This is a genomic window from Streptomyces sp. NPDC094143, assembly GCF_040303825.1.
Classification (GTDB): Bacteria; Actinomycetota; Actinomycetes; order Streptomycetales; family Streptomycetaceae; genus Streptomyces.
Genome location: NZ_JBEOTZ010000050.1, coordinates 1 through 20119, shown reverse-complemented (window position 1 = coordinate 20119; position 20119 = coordinate 1). Strand labels below are relative to the sequence as shown.

At 69.3% G+C, this 20119-nt stretch carries 16 protein-coding genes; 4 read left to right on the top strand and 12 right to left on the bottom strand.

The annotated features are described in order from the left end of the window. Window positions 1-68: 68 nt before the first annotated feature. The gene (locus tag ABTZ58_RS35980) at window positions 69-347 is read right to left on the bottom strand and encodes a heavy-metal-associated domain-containing protein (RefSeq protein ID WP_351366412.1); all 279 of its coding nucleotides are present in this window, start codon (window positions 345-347) and stop codon (window positions 69-71) included. A 181-nt stretch (window positions 348-528) separates the two neighbouring features. Between ABTZ58_RS35980 and ABTZ58_RS35975 the strand changes: the two genes are divergently transcribed. From ABTZ58_RS35975 to ABTZ58_RS35965, 3 genes are all read left to right on the top strand, one after another. Next, on the top strand, window positions 529-1485 hold the full coding sequence (locus ABTZ58_RS35975) for a DUF8832 domain-containing protein (RefSeq protein ID WP_351366448.1): 957 nt from the start codon (window positions 529-531) through the stop codon (window positions 1483-1485). Window positions 1486-1730: 245 nt separating this feature from the next. Then, entirely contained in the window at window positions 1731-2012 is a 282-nt protein-coding gene (locus tag ABTZ58_RS35970) for a metal-sensitive transcriptional regulator (protein WP_351366409.1), read from the top strand. A 37-nt stretch (window positions 2013-2049) separates the two neighbouring features. Beyond that, a protein-coding gene (locus ABTZ58_RS35965; RefSeq protein ID WP_351366406.1) for an IS5 family transposase occupies window positions 2050-2906 on the top strand; the annotation gives its coding sequence in 2 pieces (ribosomal slippage) (window positions 2050-2386 and window positions 2386-2906; 858 coding nt in all). A 214-nt stretch (window positions 2907-3120) separates the two neighbouring features. Here ABTZ58_RS35965 and ABTZ58_RS35960 read toward each other — a convergent pair. From ABTZ58_RS35960 to ABTZ58_RS35910, 11 genes are all read right to left on the bottom strand, one after another. Continuing rightward, window positions 3121-3249 (bottom strand): hypothetical protein, encoded by a 129-nt coding sequence (locus ABTZ58_RS35960; RefSeq protein WP_351366403.1) that lies wholly within the window; start codon window positions 3247-3249, stop codon window positions 3121-3123. A 256-nt stretch (window positions 3250-3505) separates the two neighbouring features. Then, complete coding sequence (locus ABTZ58_RS35955) at window positions 3506-5374, bottom strand: DUF2637 domain-containing protein (protein ID WP_351366400.1); 1869 nt, start codon at window positions 5372-5374, stop codon at window positions 3506-3508. Then, window positions 5371-7305: an AfsR/SARP family transcriptional regulator gene (locus tag ABTZ58_RS35950; protein ID WP_351366397.1), complete on the bottom strand. Its 1935-nt coding sequence runs from the start codon at window positions 7303-7305 to the stop codon at window positions 5371-5373. The genes ABTZ58_RS35955 and ABTZ58_RS35950 overlap by 4 nt, the downstream gene beginning before the upstream one ends. A 650-nt stretch (window positions 7306-7955) precedes the next feature. Further along, on the bottom strand, window positions 7956-8348 hold the full coding sequence (locus tag ABTZ58_RS35945; protein WP_351366394.1) for a hypothetical protein: 393 nt from the start codon (window positions 8346-8348) through the stop codon (window positions 7956-7958). Between the two features lie 389 nt (window positions 8349-8737). Beyond that, window positions 8738-8884, bottom strand: coding sequence for a hypothetical protein (locus ABTZ58_RS35940; protein WP_351366391.1), 147 nt, complete (start codon window positions 8882-8884; stop codon window positions 8738-8740). A gap of 622 nt (window positions 8885-9506) precedes the next feature. Beyond that, window positions 9507-12131 (bottom strand): ATP/GTP-binding protein, encoded by a 2625-nt coding sequence (locus tag ABTZ58_RS35935; RefSeq protein ID WP_351366388.1) that lies wholly within the window; start codon window positions 12129-12131, stop codon window positions 9507-9509. Next, window positions 12107-12748 carry a hypothetical protein gene (locus ABTZ58_RS35930; RefSeq protein WP_351366385.1) on the bottom strand — a complete coding sequence of 214 codons (642 nt, stop codon included), beginning with the start codon at window positions 12746-12748 and terminating at the stop codon, window positions 12107-12109. Before ABTZ58_RS35930 ends, ABTZ58_RS35935 begins: the two co-directional genes overlap by 25 nt. After that, window positions 12745-13899 (bottom strand): C40 family peptidase, encoded by a 1155-nt coding sequence (locus ABTZ58_RS35925; RefSeq protein WP_351366383.1) that lies wholly within the window; start codon window positions 13897-13899, stop codon window positions 12745-12747. The genes ABTZ58_RS35930 and ABTZ58_RS35925 overlap by 4 nt, the downstream gene beginning before the upstream one ends. Then, the gene (locus tag ABTZ58_RS35920) at window positions 13896-16745 is read right to left on the bottom strand and encodes a hypothetical protein (protein WP_351366380.1); all 2850 of its coding nucleotides are present in this window, start codon (window positions 16743-16745) and stop codon (window positions 13896-13898) included. Before ABTZ58_RS35920 ends, ABTZ58_RS35925 begins: the two co-directional genes overlap by 4 nt. Before the next feature lies 1 nt (window position 16746). Next, window positions 16747-17109, bottom strand: a complete 363-nt coding sequence (locus tag ABTZ58_RS35915; RefSeq protein ID WP_351366377.1) for a hypothetical protein — start codon at window positions 17107-17109, stop codon at window positions 16747-16749. Further along, window positions 17106-19805, bottom strand: a complete 2700-nt coding sequence (locus tag ABTZ58_RS35910) for an ATP-binding protein (RefSeq protein WP_351366374.1) — start codon at window positions 19803-19805, stop codon at window positions 17106-17108. Before ABTZ58_RS35910 ends, ABTZ58_RS35915 begins: the two co-directional genes overlap by 4 nt. A gap of 18 nt (window positions 19806-19823) precedes the next feature. Here ABTZ58_RS35910 and ABTZ58_RS35905 point away from each other — a divergent pair, with 18 nt between their 5' ends. Further along, window positions 19824-19964: a hypothetical protein gene (locus ABTZ58_RS35905; RefSeq protein ID WP_351366371.1), complete on the top strand. Its 141-nt coding sequence runs from the start codon at window positions 19824-19826 to the stop codon at window positions 19962-19964. Window positions 19965-20119: the final 155 nt, after the last annotated feature.

Below are 20119 nucleotides of genomic sequence, written 5' to 3'. Positions count from 1 at the left end.
GACTGGGTGGGTGGAAGGGAAGATAAGGGGCCGGGCCCGCGGGCGGGCCCGGCGGACAAGCAGAGCTGTCAGGCCGCGCGGCCGGTGAGCTCGTAGCCGGCCTCGTCGACGACCTTCGCCAGCAGCGCGTCGTCGGGCTCGCCGGAGCTGGTGACGGCGACCTGGCCGCTCTCCAGGTCGACGTCGACCGCCAGGACGCCGTCCAGGGCGCCGATCTCCTTGGTGAGCGTGGCCTTGCAGTGCCCGCACGTCATCCCGGAGACGTTGTAGACGGTGGTGGTGCCCTCGGGGGCCGCGACCGTGGCGGTGTTGGTGGAGCAGCTGCCGTCAGGGGTGCAGCAGGACATGGTTCCTCCCGGAGAATGCGATCACTGGTGTACCCCAGGGGGGTACCGCTGACGCCCTAGGTATACCCCCACCCGGTATATTTGGCAAACGCCTGCGGACCATTTGCGGATACCCCTAGGGGGTATATAGTCAGGGGTGTCAGCCAAGGAGGGCGGCGACACCGCCGAGAAAGGGCCCATCATGAACACCGGCGTCAAGATCACTGCTTTCACCGCCGCCCTCGCGGCGACCTTCGCTGCCGCCTATGGTGTCGGCGCGGCCACCGGCCCTGTCACCTCCGACCCGGAGCCCGCAGCCCACGCCAAGCACAACCGGCCCGCATCCCCCGACCACAGCGCCGGCGGGCACAGCGGCCCCGCGGACGCAACGCCCGCAGGCCTGCAGATCTCTCAAGCCGGATACACCCTCGACCTGAGAACCTCCCGCCTTACCGCGGGAGACAAGAACGAGCTCCGCTTCGCCATCCGCGACCAGGAGGGACGACAGGTCACCACCTACCGCCGCGAGCACGGCAAGGAACTGCACCTCATCCTCGCCTCACGCGACCTGGTCACTTACCGGCACCTGCACCCCACCCGGGCCGCCGACGGCACCTGGAGCACCCCCGTCACCCTGCCCGCCGCCGGCTCCTACCGCGTCTTCGCCGACTTCACCCCAGCCACCGAAGACGCCACCAACCTCACTCTGGGCGCCGACCTCGCAGCCTCCGGCACCTACAAGGCCCCCGCCCTGCCCGAACCCGCCGCCACCATCACCGTCGACGACTACACCGTCACCCTCGACGGCGACCTGCGCCCCGGCAAGGCAACCGAACTCACCCTCACCGTCAACCGAGACGGACGCCCGGTCACCGACCTGCAGCCCTACCTGGGCGCCTACGGCCACTTGGTCGCCCTGCGTTCCGGCGACCTCGCCTACCTTCACGTCCACCCCAACGGTGAACCCGGCGACGGCACCACCAAGCCCGGCCCCTCCATCTCCTTCACCGCCACCGCGCCCAGCGCCGGAACCTACCGCCTCTTCCTGGACTTCCAGCACAAGGGCACCGTCCGCACCGCAGCCTTCACCGTCCAGGCCGAAACCGCTGGCGCGCCGGAGCCCGAGGACGGCGAAGAGCACAGCAATCACCGGCACTGACCCACTGGGCCAGCACCCCGATGCGGACACAACCTGACGCTCGACCAGGGACGGCAAGCCCTTGCGGACCCCTGGGGGCCGGTGCGGCTCGGCTGGATTCAAGACACTCCCAGCTGCATACGGGCCGGGGGTATCCTGTGTGGTTCGGCCGCAGACGGGGATAACCGCCTTCGGCGGCGAAGACGCCGACGCGGGCAGCCGCCTTCGCACAACGAGACGCGCGACAAGACACGAGGGACAAGGCGATGGTCAGCTACAGCAACCACAAAGATGACGTACTCAAGCGGCTCCGCCGGATCGAAGGACAGGTCCGGGGCCTGCAGCGCATGGTGGAAGAAGACACCTACTGCATCGACGTCCTCACCCAGGTCTCCGCCACCACACGCGCCCTGCAGTCCTTCGCCCTGCAGATGCTCGATGAGCACATGGACACCTGCGTACGGACCGCCGTGGCCGAAGGCGGCGAAGACGGAGACCTCAAGCTGAAGGAAGCCCGCGACGCCATCGCACGCCTCGTGCGCTCCTAGCGCGTGTCTCTTTGATGGGTTGGTCAGTTGATCAGATGTGCCTGTCCGATTAGTGATCACTGATGCGATGTGGGACCGGATCGCGCCGCTAATGCCGGCCGATCCGGCCCGCGGCAGGCGGTGGGCAGACCATCGCCGCACGCTTGAGGCCATCGCATGGAAGTACCGCACCAACTCGCCATGGCGGGACCTCCCCGACGAGCTCGGCTCATTCCAGACCGCCCACAAACGGCTGATCAGATGGGCCATCGACGGCACCTGGGAGATGATCCTTGCCGCCGTCCCGGCGGCGGCGGACGCCGATGACGACATCGACTGGACGGTGTCAGCGGACTCCACGGTCGTCCGGGCTCACCAGCACGCCGCCGGAGCGCTCAAAAAGGGGCGGCCCACCGCGGCGAGCCGGCCAATCACGCGCTCGGACGCTCCCGCGGCGGGCTGAGCACCAAGGTCCACCTGGCCGCAGATGGCCACGCACGGCCCCTCGCCTTCGTCGTCACCGCAGGCCAGGCGGGTGACGCGCCCGCCTTCGAGACGGTGATGTCCCGCATCCGCGTGCCCCGCACTGGCCCCGGTAGGCCCCGGACCCGGCCCGTGGCCGTTCTGGCCGACCGCGCGTATTCCTCACGTGCCATCCGCAGCCACTTGCGGCGCCGGGGCATCCGCGCGGTCATCCCGCAGCCGTCCGACCAAGTCGGCCACCGCCTGCGGCGAGGCCGACTCGGTGGCCGCCCGCCCTTCGACCGCGAGGCCTACAAGCAGCGGAACACCGTCGAGCGGTGCATCAACCGCCTCAAGCAGTGGCGCGGCCTGGCCACACGAACCGACAAACTGGCAATCGCCTACCAGGCTGCACTCCACCTCGCAGGCATCCTCATCTGGACCCGACGCTGACCAAAGAGACAGAACCTAGCCCGGCGTACTCGGCGAAGATGATCCGATGGGCCATGATCGGCATCATGGCCCATCGGATCATCCGGGGGCGTGGTGCGACGCGCCCCGGGCCACGACCGCCCGTGCGGCAAGTCCCGTAGACAACCCGTCGGCCCCTTGCCGACGGCAGCTGCTGTCGGTGAGCTACAAAGCCAGATTCCCTCTACCTCGCGCTTCACTGGGCAGGCGGCACGTCGACCACCTCCGAGAGCAGTAGGTGGATCTCCCGCTCGAGTTCGGTGGACTCGCTCCAGACCTGCCCGCTCCTGGTGAGCATGGCAGCCGGCAGATCGCCCTCGTACATGTCGCCTTACACAGGTGGGTTGGTCCGGAGTACCTCTATCGCCAGCGGCGAGATAGGCAAGGCCCACGGATCGGATTGTGCCGAAGCTGACGGGCGGTCGCCAGCAGCCGGGTTTCGCCGTCCGATGGGACGGACCAGCGGTCGCGCTCAAGCTCCTCAAGGGAGAGGTCACGGTTCAGGAGGCGAGTCACCGACCGACCCTCCCGTGTGAGATCTCAAACGCGGTCATCATGCGGCGTGAGGATCGGCTTTCCCGTCAATTCTTGGATGGGTGACTGCCCGTTTTGCTTGGCATGCTTACGGCGTGATCAGTGGCCACTGCCGTGTCGATTTCGTCGGACTGAGGTCTGCTTGCGGGGAGGTCGGTGCTCGGTGTCTTGCGGGGGTGCTGGGGGTGGAGGGTTCGCCAGCGCTGTTCGAAGTTCTTGGCGTTTTTGGTGATGTGGTGAGCGGTAAGGGGGGTATTGTATTGGGCTGTTATACCTCGGGTGGTGCATTCGCGGATTATTTGGGCGGGGGAAGGGTGTGGGCTGTGGGCTCGGTGTTCGGCCCAGACGGTGTATATGCGATAGGAGAGGAGATAGCGGCGTAAGGTGGCTGGGCTGATCGGTCTTTCGTTCTGTCCGCGTAGTCCTTTTGCGGCGAGGTAGAGGGCGAGCTGTTGGCCGGTGGGTTCTGTGCCGTGTTCCTTTTGATAGCTGACCCAGGCTAGGTAATAGTGGTCGACTTTGCTGAGGCCTGTTGGTCTATGGGCAGCAGGGTCCGGCTGTGCAGGTGGGGCATCGGTGCCGCCGTTAGGTATCGTCTCGGACTGCTTGCTTCCTGTGGCTGACTTGGTCGTCAATTGCTGTTCGAATCGCTGGGGTGCCGGCTTGTCACGACGATGAGATTGGCGGTGGGGGCGTGTTGACCGGTGCGCTGAGCGATCTTTGTCGAGGTCGGGTGTCGTGGGCGTGTGTCGGTCGTTTTTGGTGTGCTCTGGCGATTGGTGAGGAGTTGGTTCGATTGTCTTGCGGGTAGATTCCGCTTGCTCGCCGTGCTGTGTGTGTTGTGCGGTTCTGTTCAAATGGCCGGAGGTATGTGCGGTGAGCCCATCGGAGAGCTCAGCGTATTTTCCGTTGCCTTCATGCATCGATATACGCGCTTCGCTAGATTCGGCCCTGAATTGAATGGGGTGAATTTCGCTTGGATTTCGTGCTGTGGTTACGGCTTCGGTCGTCGTCGTACTGTGCGGGGCATTTCTTGACGCGGCTGATGTCGGTGTTTTGTGGGGTGCGGGGGCGAGAGGCTGCTGCGGGGTGTTGATGCCGGGGTCTGCGGCTGTTAAGTCAGGAGGTTCTGGGAGTGGAAGGGGGATACCGTAGCGGGCCAGTTTCAGCGGTATGAGGGTTTGTGTAGGTGCTTTGCGTCGCCAGTGGCGTCCGTACTGAATGCGTAGTCGCGTCTGATGGATGAGGCGTTCCTGCTCGAGTTTGATGACGTGTTGGTAGGAGCGGAGTTCCCAGAGTTTCATGCGTCGCCAGAGCAGGAATGTGCGGGCTGGTGCGAGAAGCCAGCGGGTGGGGCGGATGGGTTCGATGTGTGTGTCGGCGGTGATGTCAGCGATGCGGCCGATGGCGTGGCGGGCGGCTTCGACGGTGACGACGAACAGGAGGGGGATGACGGCGTGCATGGCAACGCCGAGGGGGTCGGGCCAGGCTGCTGCGGCGTTGAAGGCGATCGTGGCTGTGGTGAGGAGCCAGGCGGTGTGGCGCAGGAGGGGGAAGGGGATGTGGATCCAGGTGAGAAGGAGGTCGAGGGCGAGGGTGATGCAGATGCCGGCGTCGATGCCGATGGGGAAGAGGTAGGAGAAGGTGCCGAATCCTTTGTCGAGGGCGAGTTGTTGGACGGCGGTGTAGGAGCCTGCGAAGCCGATTGCGGCGAGGATTACGGCACCGGTGATGACGGTGGTGATGAGTCGGCGCTGCGCTTGGCTGTGATGGGGAGTACCGGCTCTCGCGTTGGGGGGTGTGTGGTTTTTGTGTGTGTGCTTCCGGTGCGGGTGGCGTGCGGGCGAGGTGGGCGCGGCGTCGTGTGCTGGGCTCGTGCCCGTTCTTGGGGTGGTGTGCGTGGTGGGGGACTTCATGGGGTGCGGGCCTGTGGGGGTGTGGTGGTGTGGAGTAACTCGTTGATGAGTTGCTCCGTTTCGGGTTCGAGGGGTGCGTTGAGGGTGTGGGTGAGGTGCTGCAGGCGGGTGATGACGGTGTGGATCCCGGAGCGGTTGGAGGCGGTTGCTTCCAGGCGGAGCCAGTCGCGGTAGAGGAGTTCTGCGGTGTCGTCGACGTCGAGGGCGCAGGCGATGGCCCGGCGGGCTTTGGACAGGTCGTGGTGGGGGCCGGGGGTGGTGCGGTGAACGGCGATGGTGTGGGCCACTTCGACGATTCGGGTGGTCATCTCCTGGGCGAGGGGGTCGGCCCAGGGCAAGGGCCGGCCGCCGAAGGGTTTGCCGCGCACGAGGGTGAGGGCCTGCTCGAGGTCGTGCAGGCCGGCGGGCGCGTGATGCAGGGGGTGTTTGGTGAGGCTGTGGAAGTGGGTCCAGTCGCAGCGCACGGCGGGGGAGAGGCGGTAGGGGGTGTCGCTGGCGCTGCGGCGGGGTACGTAGGGGCGGCCTTGTGGGTCGTCGCCGAGAGCGCGGCGTAGACCGTGAAGGCGCGCGTTGAGGGTGGCGGGGGTCCAGGGGGTGGTGGGGTCCATGTGGGTGCACAGTTCGTCCGCGCTGCGGCCGGGTTTGAAGTAGAGCAGCGCGGCGAGTTGAGCGATCCGGGGGCCGTGACCGCTTGGGTGGACGCCGGTGACCTCCACGGGCCCCAGGACGCGAATCTCCGGGCCCTGCTCGTGTGCGCCGGTTTCAGTCGTGCTGGTGTCGTGCCGGCTGGTTGGTGTGTGCGTGCTGGTCGTGGCCTGCTCTTCCGGTATCGACTCCACTGCACCGCGGCGCTTGATGCTGGGGGCCGGCGCGAGGAAGTTCGCCTCGTGGTCGGAAGCGCTCGCAGGATCGGCAGTCGGCGTCCCGGGTGTTGAGCTATGGGCGCCGTGGGCGTGCAGGGCGGGGAAAGCTGCGCGGGCTGTGTGCGTTCCCCGGTTGGTGTCCGCTGGTGCCGGACGGTCGGCGGCGTTGGTGATTGCGGTGGCGGCTGGCTGGCGCGGGGCAGCGTTCGCCCTAGGGGGCGCGCTGTCGTCCGCCACGGAGGGCGCATCGTGCTCCGTCAGGTCTGCCTCGTGCAAGGTGATGAGCGTGGTGATGGCCTGCAGGTAATCGCTTCTGGTGAGGCGCTGCAGCGTCACGCCGGTGGTGAGGCGGTCCAGGTGCTGGGGTCCTTGGTGTGAGGCGTTGATCATGGTGGCCTGCGGGAAGTGACTGGTCGTGCCGGTGTCGGTCGGGGCGATAAGCGTCAGGGGTAGGGGAGCGGCTTTCTGGGCCAGTTCTGCGATGCGGGCGGCGAGCTCGTCCTGCAGGGGATAGGTGCTGAGCAGCAGGTGAGGACGCAGTTCGGGATGGGGGAGCTGCGCGGCTTCGAGGAGCCGTTCGCTCATCTCTTGCACGGCGTCGGCTGCTTGGGACAGGTAGGTGGCGCGGGGTCCGGGTGATGAGTGGGGCAGGTCCTGGCCGAATCCGGTGGTAATGATTTCGGCGGCGTTGTTCCGGGGGCTGGTGATGAGTTCGATGGTCAACGCGGTGAGGACTTCTTCGACTTCGGTGGGGTTTCCCTCGAGGAGCACGGCCTGCGGGTCGGCGAGGTTGAGCAGCAGCAGTGCCTCGTGGCCGTCGAGGGTGGTGGTGCCGATGGTGGCGAGAGCGGGGTAGGGGGCGGGCAGGGTGTGGGCGGTGTCTTCTTCCCCCAGGTCGGCGTCGGCGGGCAGGTGCCACCAGCCGTCGTCGCCGTGGGTGAAGGGCGGCGGGGGTGCGAGAGCTTCGTCGTCGGGCAGCACGGCCAGGCTGTCGGCGGTGATACGTGCGGCCCGCAGTCGCGGCAGATCCCGTCCAGCCTCGCCCGCGTGGTGGGCCAGGGTGCGCAAGGCACTGTCCAGGCGTGCTGCTCCGTGAGGCGGGGTGGTCGGCGGCTGTGCTGCGGGCGCGGCGGGCGTGTGAGGGCTGGGCTGATCTTTGTGGCCGCGCCGCCGGGTGCGTAGCGCGAGCCTGCCGAGGACGAGGGCGGCCAGGAGGGCGAGAAGGCCGAGTGCGGTGTGAAGGAGCGGCCGGTGATGCTGTTGTGCTGCCGGTGCTGGCGCGGCTCGGCCGTCGGCTCCAGAGGTGGCCGTCGGCCGAGGTAAGTCGTGCGTGCCGGTGGGTGAGGGGGCTGCGGGGGCGGAGCTGCTGCGGCCGGGTTCGCGAGGGTGGGCTGGGCGCTGGGTGGGGAAGGGCCGCGGCTGGGATGGAGGGCTGGCGGTGCCGTTGGTGACGATGTGAGTGAGGCCGAGCTTGCGCTGATCGAGGGTGAGGACTTTCGGCTTGGCCAGTCGTCTGTATGCGGGCAGTTGCAGATCGGGATCGTGCGCATCGACGGTCGCGCGTGGTGATGGCGAGGGTAAGGAGGGGGCAGTGGCAGGGCTGCTATGGACGGCGTGGGCTGGCGGGATGCCGGTGGTGACCGCGATGAGAACGGTCGACAGGACGGCGAGGCGCTGCGCCGTGTTCGGGCCGTGGGGCGTGGGCGTCATGGGCATGCTCACCGGGAGAGGGGCAGGGGGGCGGTGTCGAACTGGGGGAGTTGCAGGGTGACCTGCCGGGTGCGGGTGGGTGGGGCGGGGAACTGCATGAAGACGGGCAGGCGCTCGCCGGCTTTGACGATGGTCAGGGCGGTGGTGGTCAAAGGGCGGCCTTCGGTGTCGCGCAGCACGTAGTAGCGCTTGCCTCCGGCGAAGTCGATGAGGGTGGCTCCGCCGAGTGAGGGGCCGTGTTTGATGATGTCGGGCTCATCGCCTGAGAGATGGGCGGGCACGACTTGGGTCTTGGTGCCGGTGTTGGTGAGGGTGCCGCGCACGGTGACGAACCCGCCAGCGTCACGCAGGGCGGAGCTGATGACCAGCTTCAGGCGGCGCGGGCCGTGAAGGGTGGCCAAGGGCTGGGAAGGAGCTTTGGCCGAAGAGGAGGCCCTGGCTGCGGGTCGTTGCTGGGTGGCACCGACCGGGTGAGGGTTTGGTGCGTCGGAGCAGGCGGTGAGGCCGGCCAGCAGTCCGGCAACCACGAGAGGCGCGAAAAGGCGGCGGATGCGAGCCCCGTTGGCGCGCCCGGCTCCGCGGCCCGGAGCGGCACTGCCACGCCGCCGGGTGAGTGTCAGCGTCTTGTGCGCCCACGTGACACAGAGCCAGGCGCCGGGGAGCCGGCTGATCCGGTGTGCGGGCGTGAGGGGAGCGGTTATGCACTGTCGAGGCGTTGTGGCAGGCGGCCGGGGCTGCAGAAGGGGGGTGTGCGGTAAGGCGGCTGAACGCCGACGGTGGGGTATGGGGGTCATCGCGTCTCCTGCGGGCGGGGCCAGACGGTGATGGTGTCGCCGTCGAGGGTGACGTGTCGGCCGGGGAAGTGGCGGCGTACGAGGTCTAAGTCGTCGGTGTCGAAGTCGTCGCCGTGGGAGTGGAAGACGAATGCGTTGTTCATGTGGGTGATGGAGCGGGTGCGGGCCGGTCGGCAGTCCTGCGGCGGGGTTTGGGGTGGGTGAACGGCTGCGTGGGGCATGGACGTGCCTTCCTGTTGCTGGCCTGTGACGTGAGGAAACTGTGGTGCCCGTGGGTCGTTGCCACAGCAATCTATTGTTCGCCTATGCAAATCTCAAGGGTTTATGATCGGTCTTCCGGCGTGTCGCCTCTCGGGCGGATGATTTCGGCCACGCTGTACGGTCCCTGATGTGTGATGTCCGTAAAGGAGCCGGCGGTTTCTGGCTCTGGTACTCACCAGCCGCGGTTAACCATGGGGTTGCAAGGCGTGCCGGTGAGGGTGGCTGTGTCCGGTCGGTCATGCGACGGAACGGGGACCGGGCGCCCTGCCGCATGTGCCGCCGCCTTCACCGACCGAGCGGAACCTGAGTGTTCCCTTGTGCACATGCCATGGGGTGCGGAGTCTTCGGAGCGTGCGGGCGGTCGAGACTGGGGAACCTGCGGGACGGTGCAGGCTGGTGCGCGGGTCGTGCCGGCGGCCGGGGAAGGCCGGGACGGTCGGCCCCACTTCGGCGCGGGGACGCCAGGTGCTCGGCGGGGAGGTAGTGGGGGATGGCTGGGGAGGGTCATTGGTATCCCTGCGTGTCCTTGTTCAGGCGTGGCCGTGTGGTGGCTGTGTGCTGGGTAAGGAAGTTGGTGACGCGGCCCTGTTGGGCGGCGGCTGCAGCAAGCAATTCGTCGAGTGGGGCTGCGCCGGCGTTTGCCTGGGCCGCGTGCTGCAGGGCGGTGACGTTTCCGGGCCGCGCCTGGTCGGCGAAGACGTCGTCCAGGTGCGGGCCGGTGATGCGGACGGGTCCGATGCGGCGGCCGTGGACGGTGAGCGACATGTAGTGCTCGTAGCGGTCGAGTGCGGCGACTTCGTCGGCGCTGGGCTGGTCTGCCCATTCGGCGGTGATCGCGGTGATGGCGGTCTTTGATCCTGCCGTGGAGGCGAGGGTGGAGGCGTTCTGGGTCAGCGACATGCGTACTGGGGTGGGCAGGCGGCCCAGGAGTTGGGTCATGCCGTGCACGCTGACGCGGTATTTGCGGAAGTCCTCGAACATGGAGGCGATGGTTTCCGGGGCCGCGCCGGTCAGGGTGATGAGTTCGTCGAAGTACAGGCGGAACGGGCGGCGTTGGTGTTCGGGTATGTCGCGGCGTGAGCGGACGGCGCGCAGGAGGTCGCGTGCGATGAGCGCGGTCAGCAGCCGGTCGGTGGGTCCGTTGCCGGCCGGGCACACCCACACGATCATTGCGTTGTCCATGGCGGCGCGGCTGTTGTAGACGCCGAGGGCTTGGCCGAGGAAGGCGCGGGTGGTGGGGTTGGCGGCCAGGCGGGCGAGCGGGTTGAGGATGACGGCGAAGGCGTCCGGGGTGAAGGTGGGAAAGACCGTCCGCCACCAGGAGCGGGACTCCTCATCCAGCTGGTGTGCGGTGGCGGCCAGTGCCGCGTGGCGAAAGCCCGCATCGGACAGTAGGGGCCGGACGTGGAAGATCGTGGCCTGGTCCTTGGGGCGTCCGGCCTGGCAGGCGGCCTGGTTGACCGCGACCAGCACGGTCAGGCAGGAGGTGAGGATGGTCAGTGCCCGAGGGGCGGTGGCGTCGTCCCAGCCGAGGATGGAGGCGAACGCGTCGGTGACGGCCTCGACCACATCGTGCGCGGCCGCGCCGTGGTGCATGGCAAGGGGATTCCACGAACTCATGAGTGATGCCGGGCCGGCGGCGTTCAGATCGATCAGTGCGATCCGGCGCATGAGGTGGTCGTGGGCGAGGAACGGGGCGGCGCGGGGCCAGGAGTCACGGTGCGGGTCGAGGAACAGCAACCCTCCACCGGCGTGGGCGTATCCGATGGCCTGGGCCAGGGCGCGTTCGGTTTTGCCGCCGCCGGCCTTGCCCACCGCGCACTCGAACAGCGTCTCGGCGGTATAGGTGGCGACCAGCCGCCGGCGTCCGTCGGGTGTGCGGTAGATGCCCTGGAGCAGCAGCTCGGGGTTGGCGTACTCAAAGGACGGTAAATCGCCGGCGAGCAGGGGCAGCCGGCAGTGCACGGTGGGCGGCTTGAGCAGCCCGGTCAGCTCCGGCAACTGCACCCAGTTCGCTCGGGGCGGCCGGCACAGCCCGAGTTGCCAGCGGCGCTCGAAGCTGCGCCGGCTGGGCCACTGGTCGGCGCCCAGCCGCCAGGGCCCTAGCCGCCAGCCGCGCATGGCCCACCTAGAGCGGCCGCCGAACACATCGAAGGCGGCCTGCAGCTGGGCCAGACGCGCTTCGGCGCGGCCTTCAATGTTCGAGGCGCACAGCACCAGCAGCTGCACCCGCACGAGGTGATCGTCGTCGGCGAGCTTGCCCAACGCCTCCTCCGCCTCCACCCGCCGCGGCGCCGGAGGCATCACCAGCCGCCGCCCCGGTGAGCCGTCCTTGCCGGTGATCAGCCCTTTCAGAGTCCAGACGAGGGAGTCGTCCATGCCAGCGGCGTCCTGGCGCATCCAGCGTGCCGCGCGCTGCGCTTCCCGGTGTTCCTGGCGGCGTGCGGCCTGCAGGAGCTGCACCCGGCGCGCGCGCAAAGCCCACTTGGGAGCGCGCTGGATGGTGAGGCGGACCTCGGCCAGGTCGCCCAGTTCGGCGCGCAGGTCGGACACGGCATCGATCAAGGGCTGCAGCGGGTCGGGATCGAGGGGAACCTCGCGCAGAGGCGCGGTGGGTTTGCCGCGCAGGAGGAACTCCGCCCGCACCACGTGCCGGCGTGGCGGATCCGCGATGGGCCGGGCCCGGTGGACGGTGACGTGGGGGCCGAAGGGGGTGATGGACAACAGCCGTTCACCGCCCGCGGGGCCTTCGATGCGATAGCGCAGCGGAGTGGAGCCGTCGGCGCGCAGCCGGATCTGCACACTCTTCGCCCTGCGGGGAGCCCACCAGGGCATGGCCGTTGAGGCGCGGGCGAGCTGGACCCCGCGGCGGAAGATTTCCTCCAGGCCCGGCTCGAAGTGCGGGCTGGGGAGAAGTTCCAGGGCCATCCGCTGGGTTAGGGCCCGCTCCGCCAGGTGGCGCATCACCATCTCGGCCGCCCCGAACAGCAGGGCGATGGCACCGGCGGCCAGATACCAGTGATCCCACAGCCAGTCGACGGCTCCGACCAGCCCGGACATCAGGGTGAGTACCGGGCCGGGGCTGTGGTCGGGGGCCGAATGCGTCAGGTGCGAGGCCGCGGGGCCCATGTCGGCTGTCCCTTCTTCATGATGCGGGCGAAGTACAGGTCGCTGATGCGGCCGTCGCCGTGCGTGCCCCCGCGGTCGGTGCCGGCCCACACCAGATGCACCACCGCCCGGTGCGCGGCGCCGTCACGGCGGGCGATGACGGCCTGGACGCGGAAGCGGGCAGTGGCAAACGCCGACGCGATCTCCCGAGCCGACGGGCCGAAGAACTCGGGCCATCGGCTGCGGCCGATTCCGGTAGCGTCCGCGCGCAGCAGCTCACGGCCCGTCGCGCGCAACTGCGCCTCGTCCTCGGGCGGCAGATCAGCGGGCCAGGCGTCCTCCAAAGCCTGCTGGATGGCCCGATCGCCGGCCGCTCCGTCGCCGTGCGGCGGCAGGGCCGAGACGGTTCTGGGCCCGGATGCTGCGGGCGTCGTCGTCTGCGACGCGCGAGGGCTGGGGAGGGTGGTCTGCGTGCCGGCGGGCGGTGACGAGCGGCTGAGCGTTCGGTTGTCCGCCGGCGTGTTCACCGGTGCTGTCCCGGGCATGCCCGGTTGCATCAACAGGATCACACCGGCCACGGCCAGCGCCAAGGCCGCTGCCAGCAGCCAGGAGGGTGCGCGGGAGGTGGGTGTGCTCATAGCAGCCGGGCTCCTCCCGCGTAGCCGGACATGGCGCTGACGGGGTCCAGCCGTACGACGGCGCCGGGGCGGGGAGCGTTGACCATCTGACCATTTCCGAGGTAGATGCCGACGTGGTAGATCGTCGAGTCCCGCCCGGGGGCGTAGGCATAGAACACCAAGTCCCCCGGCCTCAGTGCGCTGGTGCCGAGGCGGGCGGGAATGCGCCGGCCCATGCCGGCTTGGGCGGCGGCCACGCGCGGCAGCCGGATGCCGACCTTGGCGAAGGCGTACGTCGTCAGCCCTGAGCAGTCGAAACCCTTGATGGAGGCCCCGCTCTTGCCGCTCGGCGAGCAGCAGATCCCGAACGTGGCGCCGCTGGCGCTGCCGCCGCCCCACGAATACGGGACTCCACGCTGCGCCAGGGCTGCCTCGATGACGGTGCGGACGTTGCCGGAGACGTTGTTCAGGGCCGGAGCCTTGGCGGCTGCCGTGTACTGCTCGATGAAGCCCAGCACGTTCGCGACGTACGCGTCAGAGCGGTTGTACTGGAAGATAGCCGACCGCAACTGGGTCCGCTTGGTCAGGTCGCGGCCGTTGCCGCACAGATAGATCGCGGCGCCGAGGGCGGCATCGTCGCCATTGTGCGGATCAGCGACCTGATCGCCGCTCGCGTCTTCACCAACGCTCTGCCAGGTGGAGGGCAGGAACTGAAACGGCCCCACGGCGCGCTCGCCGTGCGCGGTGCCGTCGAAGCGGCCACCGTCGGTGTCGGGGAAGACGGTGGTGTTGCCACCGGCTCCGGAGCCGTTGAGGAGCACCCCGTAGATCCTTGGGCGGATGTCGGCGTTGGAGGCGATGGTGCGGCCCATGGCGTGGTTGGACTCGACCTTGGCGATGCCGGCGAGGATCGGCCAGCGCATGCCCCGGCACCTTGGCACGTGCCGGCCGACCTGCTGGACGGCCTTTTTGTAGGCGGTCAGCATCCGGGGCGGGATATCCGCGGCGCTGCCGCCCTCAACATTCCCGTCCTCGCCCTGGGCGCCCGTCGTCACCGCCAGGTAGGCGTTGATCGTGCCTGCTATCGGTGCGGCGCAGCAGACGGCGGCGAACAGCAGCAGCACCCCGACACATCCCCACCGGCCCCAACGGCGGGGCGTTGGCTGGCTCATGCGTCCTCACCAGGTGTGTCCTCGCGCTGCCACCGCTCGCGCATGTCGCGCAGCACCGCGGCCTGGCGCATCAACTCGCTCATCCGGGCCTGGCCCACGCTGCGACCACCTCCACCGCCCGGGCCGGTGTCGTTGTGGGGGAGGGGCTGGTTGCCCTCACCTCTGTGCCGGGGGGTTTGTGAGTCGGTGGAAAGCGGCCGTCGTGGTGGTGGCGTGAGCCGGGGTGGTGCGGTCGCCCCGGCCCTTGGGGCCGGTGCACTGGTGCGTGCACCAGGCGGGGCGGATTCCCCGCCCGGCCGGTGCGCCGTGGGTACCGCGCTGTCGCGGGGGATGTTCGGGCCCGGGGCTGTGGTGGGGCGGGTGGTGGACGGTGACGTGGTCGGCAGGCGGCGGCCGGTGAATGGGCCGGGCCCGCCGCTGTCACCGGTGTTCTCGGCCAGGACCTGTGTCACGTGGCGTGTGGTGTCGCTCCAGGCGCGGCCATCCTCACGCAGCGAGTTGCCCCACACGCGTACCTGCTGGCGGGCGTCTTGGGCGTAGTGCGATCCGCGGGCCCGGGCCCGTTGGACGCTGGCCGGAAGCCCGTAGGTTGCTGCGTAGGCGGCCCGGCCGCCGCGGTTGAGGATGCGGTATCCGCGCAGCCGCACCAGCCGGTTGTGGGCACGAGTGGAGAGCAGGGTGCGGTCGGTGTTCTGGTCGTGCAGCACCTGACCCGTGGCGGGGTCGACGATCTGTCCTGCTTCGTTGCGGTACCGGTCCGCGGGCCCGCCGGGACGCCACGGCCTTGAACCGCCCGGGCCGGTACCCGGCGACGGCGCACCAGGCGAGCCACTGGGGCCTGCAGAGCCTGGGTCGCCTTCTGCGGTGGGCTTGCGCCAGGTGGCCAACTGCTCCGGGTCTGGCCGCCGGCCGATCAGCAGCCCGTATGCGCCCTTGGCTGTAAGCCGGGCTCCCAGCCCGCCCACGGCCGTGGCCGCGGTGAGGGGGGCCAGTCCGCGCCCGGCTTCGGCCGTGGCGTCGGTGAGGATGCCACTGGTGTCGGCCGGCAGTCCTGTGCCGTCGGCCAGCGAGGACAGCGCGCCCGTCAGTCGCCGACGGGTGCCGAGCCAAGGGAACCGGCCACTGCCGCCTGCGATGAAGGTGCGCAGTCCGCGGCCCGAGCCGCCGGGCGCGGCGGGGTGGTGCATGGCGAGGGCGGCGCCGAGTTCGGAGGTGTCGCCGGGCAGGTGGGTGCCGCCGACCTTGGCGTAGCGCATGCGCATGGCCATGCGGCGGCCGAAGGAGGCGATACCGGTCAGCAGGCGACGATGCGCGGCCGCACCGGCGATGGCCAGGACGTCCAGCAACAGGATTCGCTCGACCATCAGGCCGGGGCCGTCGGTGACGACCGCGTCGACGGCGATCCCGAAGAACGGAATGAACGCGCAGACCGCGACCAGAGCGAGAAGCGCGATGCCCCACAGCGACAGCCACTTCCACACACTCTGCCGGGCCGGGCCGGGCAGCATGCCCGCGATGAAGGTGACGCCGCCTGCGGCGGCTGCCGCGGCGCAGATACCTTGGGTGCCGAGCAGGACGATGGCGCTGGACAGGAACATGCCGCAGATGAACAGGGCGGCGATCAGTAGCAGTGCGGCTCCGCCGACGCGCCACCACGTGGGTTGCTCGGCGTAGGCGGCGCAGGCCTTGCCCACATCGCCGGCTTTGCGTAGATCCGTGAGGAAGGCGTCGAACTCGCGGTCTTCCTCGGAGACGATCGCCTGGTAAGTGTTCAGCAGTTCCCCGCCGGGGGTCAGTTCGCGCATGCGGCTCGGCCCGCGGTTGCCGCGGTCTGTGTCTTGTTCGCAGTAATCTCTGGCCGGGCCCCGGATCAGGCGGCAGTTGTCCTTCTTGTCGTTTTGCTCCTCGCAGTAGGGCCGGGCTTCTGGGGCGAGCTGGTCGCAGCCGCTGTTCCCGGTGCCGCCTTCCTCGGGGGCCTTGTAGCCTCCGGTGATCCATTTCACGTGGACGGCGTAGGCCTTCCGGTCGGATTCCCTGCCGGGGTCGAGGACGCGCCCGTACTGCAGCAGCATGTACGGCTTGACCACCAGCGCGTTGGTGATCGAGTCCTGCAACGGCCGCGCCACATCCTCCGCGGACACGGGAGCTGCAGCGTCATGCTCAAGGCACTTCCGCTCCGCGTTGCCGACCATGCCGTCACACGGCCCGCGGCTGGCGATCTTGCCGCCCCAGTCATACGCATTGACGCTGCCTTGGGCCACTTCGGCAGCCACTGCCTGGCCCTGGCCGAGCGGTCCATCTTGGGCAAGGAGGTAATCGGGGCGGACGAATGTGGAGGCGGCGAACGCTGCTATCAGCAGAGTCAGGAAGATCTCACCCAGGCCGCGGCCGATGCGGCCGCGCACGAGCATGAAACCGGCGAAGACGAACGCCCACGCCAGCAGCAGCCCTTTCAGCCCGAGGGCGTCGACGACGATGTTGTTGTAGGCGTCGGCCACCTTCTGCGCGGGACCGGTGAGGATCTTCAACAGAGGAAACCGGAAGGCGACCTGGATGGCCCAGCCGGCGAGCCCCACCAGGAGCCGGAGCAGAGTGAACAGCCCGGACAGAGCAAAGGCCAAGGCCTGCGTCTTGAACGCGACGATGGATCCGCCCTGTGCGTTCAGCTCGTAGCCGTCGATGGGCACTCCCTCGGATGAGGGAATGTTCAGCGGGGCGAGCAGGTCACTGCTGTCACTGTTGCTGCTCGCCGCATACACGACCGTGCTGTTGACCATCACGAACACGGTCGTGAGCAGGAGCACGAAGCCGGCCGAGCGCAGTGTGCCGCGGTCTGCACGCAGCATGTCAGCCTCGCCCCCGCCGGGCGTCGGCCCGTCCTCGTCCGCTGGCGGCCCGCTGCCGCCAGATCAGCAAGGCGACCAAGCCCGCCCCGACGGGCACCAGCCTCAGCACCTCACCTGCGGTGTCACGACGTGCGGCGTAGGCCGGGACGCCGCGATCGCAGCGCTCCTTGGTGCCCTCAGGGACCGGGCGGTGCGGGCCGGGGCAGTCCTCGGGTGCGAAGGCGTGCCCGGTGCGTGGCCACCACGCCTGCGGCGGCCTCGCTGACAGCGCCAGGACGAGCACGCCGGCAAGCACGCTGACGGCAGTGAGAATGCTCGCGGCGGCGGCGATGCGCCGGGAGCGGCTGGGGGAGAAGGAGCTCATGCGAAGCGTTCCTCTGGACGGGCACCGGGACGATCCGCAGCGGCGGCACGCGCAGGCGGTGCGGATGCGGGAGCGGTGCTGCGGCGTCCTGGAGTGGTGGTGACGGACGAGGCGATGCGCTCGATGCGGGGGATGACGGCTTTGACCCGGCCGGTGTTCTGCCGCGGGCACGTCAGCAGAAATTCGCCCTCCCGGCCCTTTTGACCGACAGGAGACAAACCTGTGGTCACCAGGCGCAGCAGCTCCGGGTCGTTGGCGTCCAGGCCGACGAACTCCAGGCCGCGCCGGGCCCGGTCACGGTCGGTGGTGCGGGCGAGCGCCCGATAGGCCATCAGACCCCGGTCGGGGCCGAGTTCTTCGGCGTCGTGGGATCCGGCGATCAGGCCGGCGCCGTGCTTGCGGCCGTCGTGGAGGATCTCGTGGACCAGCGCGGTGCCCTCGGCCGACGAGGTGAGCCAGTACAGCTCGTCCAGCACGAGTGCGGTGAACCTTTCGGGGTCCTCGAACGCGCTTTGCCGTGCGAGCGCAGCGATCAGGTAGAGCGCCGCGCGCCCGATCAGCGCCTCCAGCGGCTGCTGGTGCAGGACCTCGGGATTGCCGAAGGCCGCCTTGGGCGGAAGTTTCAGTCCGGCTGTCGTGATCACGATCATGTCGCAGGCGCTGGAGGCGTCCAGCTGCACGGGCGGCAGCGTGGGGTCGAACACCATCCGGGCCAGGGGGTTGGTGGCCACGACGCGGATGAGCCCGGCGAGGCCGGCGGCCGCGTCCTGCCGCATTCCCACCTCGCTCGTGGCCATCTGCTGAAGGACCTCCAGCACGCGGTGCATGGATGGCCGATCGCCGGCAGCGGCCTGCTCGACGGCGTGGTGCAGCACCTCGCCGCTGGTGCTCATCGGGCCGATGCCGAGCTGCAGGGTCAGGTAGGACAGGGCGTAGTGGCGGCCCTCGGGGCCTTCGAACATCCGCAAGGGGTCGATAGAGACCTCGGCCTGCGCGGCATCGATGATCTGGACGCGGCCCTGGGCCGCGGTACGCGCAAAGCTTGCCCACTCACGTATGGGTGTGCGGTCGATGCAGATCGCGCAGCCGCCGCGCGCCCACACCGCCTCCGCGATGAGCTTTTGCAGCACGCTTTTGCCCGCGCCCAGGTCCCCGACGATGCCCATGGAGGCGGAGGCGTCGACCTTGGGCGCATCAGCCACGTTGATCATCACAGGGCGGGTGGTGCCGCAGTCGAGGTCGATGCCCAGGAACATGCCGTTCGGGTCGCCGACTTCCGCCCTGGTGAAGGCCCCGCCCAACGCCCAGTCCTCGGAGATCTGGTGCTGGGTGAACTCCCGCACCACACCGTTGCGTGCGGTGCCGGGCAGACCCAGAAAGAACAGAGCCTGCTGCAGGCCGGCCGGGCGCACGGCCCGGTAGTCCGCGCCCGAGAGCAGCGCCGCGAGCGCCCGGGCCCGGGCGTCACACACAGCGGCAGTCGGCCCCCACACCGTCAGCACGGTGACGGACTGCACCTCGACCTCGACCGACGTGCGCGACAGGCGGGCGTCCAGCTCGCCCAGGTCGCGGGCGGCCTGTGTCAGCGAGGCGGGCATGCCGGTGGGGCGGGCGTCGTACTGGTCGGCCTGATCGATGAGTTCGTTCTTCTTGCGCCGCACCTGCTCGCGCGCCTTCTCCGCGGGCACGAGGGTAAGGTCGATGGTGTAGTCGACGGGGAAGTCCAGCATCTCCAACTGGGCGAACAGATCAGCGGCGTCCTGGGCGACGGCGGGCGGGCACTCCGCGAGAGCGAGCTGCGCCTGGTAGCCGACCCCGGTCTCGGATTCGACTTGCAGCCAGCGCCGTCCCAGCGGGGAGCCGGTGTTCAAGCGCCACCAGGCCGTGCGCCCCGAGCGGGTGACACTTCCTGCGCTCTTGAGTTTGCCGGCGTCGTCGAGGTCAGGGTCGATGCCACCTTCCTGCAGGCGCACCTGGCCGAGGTCGGCGTAGCTGGGTGAGCGCAGTACCCGCTCACGCAGCTGCCCGCCGTACAGGCCGCTGATTTCGGCCTCGGTCAGCAGCGGTTCGACTAGGCCGCGGTGGAGGGCGTGCTGGATCATCCACACGATCTCCGCCGGGCGGGCGGGGCGAAAGGCGATGCCGCCGGCGAGTGCGGTCTCCACGTGGGAGGCCTGCTCGCGGTAGGCGGTCACCTCCCGCCGGGTCACCGGCGCCGGCCGCATGCCCAGCATCGCTGCCACCTCCGCCCATGCTGTGCCCACAAACGCCGAGACCTGAAGGCCAGCGGTCTCGGTGTGCAGGGGAACGGCCAGCCACAGGGTGCGGCGGTGCATCTCCTCACCCTCCAGCAGGTCCAGGGTCGCTTCGACGTTCTCCACCCACGGGTGCGGGCCTGCCTGCGGAGCGGTTTCGGTCGGCTCGACGCCTTCGATCATGCGCAGGGCGATCTCGCCGGGATCGACCTGCGCGCACAGCCCGAAGAGTCGCGGAGCCCCGGACAACGACCGGACCAAATGTGTGATCTTGGCGAGTTGCTCGTCGCGTACCTGGGCGGGCGCGTAGGTGCCCGAGACGGTCTCCTGGTGCTGTCCTGAAGCGTCGTCCGGGTCGGGGTGCAGGCGGTAAACGGCCCACACGCTGCCGTGCGTCGACCAGATGAGGTGCCCGGAGATGTGACGGATCGGAACCTTCACCGTCCACCGCCTTGCTCGGTGAGCGCGAGCAGTGCCTGGACACCCGACACCGGCCCCGCCGACCTGGCAGATGCCGCCTGCCTGCGGTGGCCCGGGGACGAGTGGGCTGCGGCCGGGCTGGCGTGGGCCACCTGGCCGGTGCGCCGCTTCCGTACCTGAAGTCGCTCGGTCGCGCGGCCGGGTGGGGGTGGTTCCTCGATTGTGAAGCCGCCGAGCAGCGGGCGGGCAGCGCGGTCACGGGCAGCGCGCCCTGCGATGCGCCCGCCCGAGGGCTGCCCGACGAGCAGCGCCCACCCCAGTGCCGCCTGCATCGG

Bases quoted from the DNA above. Each gene is read 5' to 3' on its own strand.
- ABTZ58_RS35960 (WP_351366403.1), bottom strand. From the start codon at position 3,249: ATGTACGAGGGCGATCTGCCGGCTGCCATGCTCACCAGGAGCGGGCAG.
- ABTZ58_RS35980 (WP_351366412.1), bottom strand. From the start codon at position 347: ATGTCCTGCTGCACCCCTGACGGCAGCTGCTCCACCAACACCGCCACG.
- ABTZ58_RS35970 (WP_351366409.1), top strand. From the start codon at position 1,731: ATGGTCAGCTACAGCAACCACAAAGATGACGTACTCAAGCGGCTCCGC.
- ABTZ58_RS35930 (WP_351366385.1), bottom strand. From the start codon at position 12,748: ATGAGCACACCCACCTCCCGCGCACCCTCCTGGCTGCTGGCAGCGGCC.
- ABTZ58_RS35935 (WP_351366388.1), bottom strand. From the start codon at position 12,131: ATGGGCCCCGCGGCCTCGCACCTGACGCATTCGGCCCCCGACCACAGC.
- ABTZ58_RS35915 (WP_351366377.1), bottom strand. From the start codon at position 17,109: ATGAGCTCCTTCTCCCCCAGCCGCTCCCGGCGCATCGCCGCCGCCGCG.
- ABTZ58_RS35920 (WP_351366380.1), bottom strand. From the start codon at position 16,745: ATGCTGCGTGCAGACCGCGGCACACTGCGCTCGGCCGGCTTCGTGCTC.
- ABTZ58_RS35925 (WP_351366383.1), bottom strand. From the start codon at position 13,899: ATGAGCCAGCCAACGCCCCGCCGTTGGGGCCGGTGGGGATGTGTCGGG.
- ABTZ58_RS35955 (WP_351366400.1), bottom strand. From the start codon at position 5,374: ATGAAGTCCCCCACCACGCACACCACCCCAAGAACGGGCACGAGCCCA.
- ABTZ58_RS35975 (WP_351366448.1), top strand. From the start codon at position 529: ATGAACACCGGCGTCAAGATCACTGCTTTCACCGCCGCCCTCGCGGCG.
- ABTZ58_RS35940 (WP_351366391.1), bottom strand. From the start codon at position 8,884: ATGAACAACGCATTCGTCTTCCACTCCCACGGCGACGACTTCGACACC.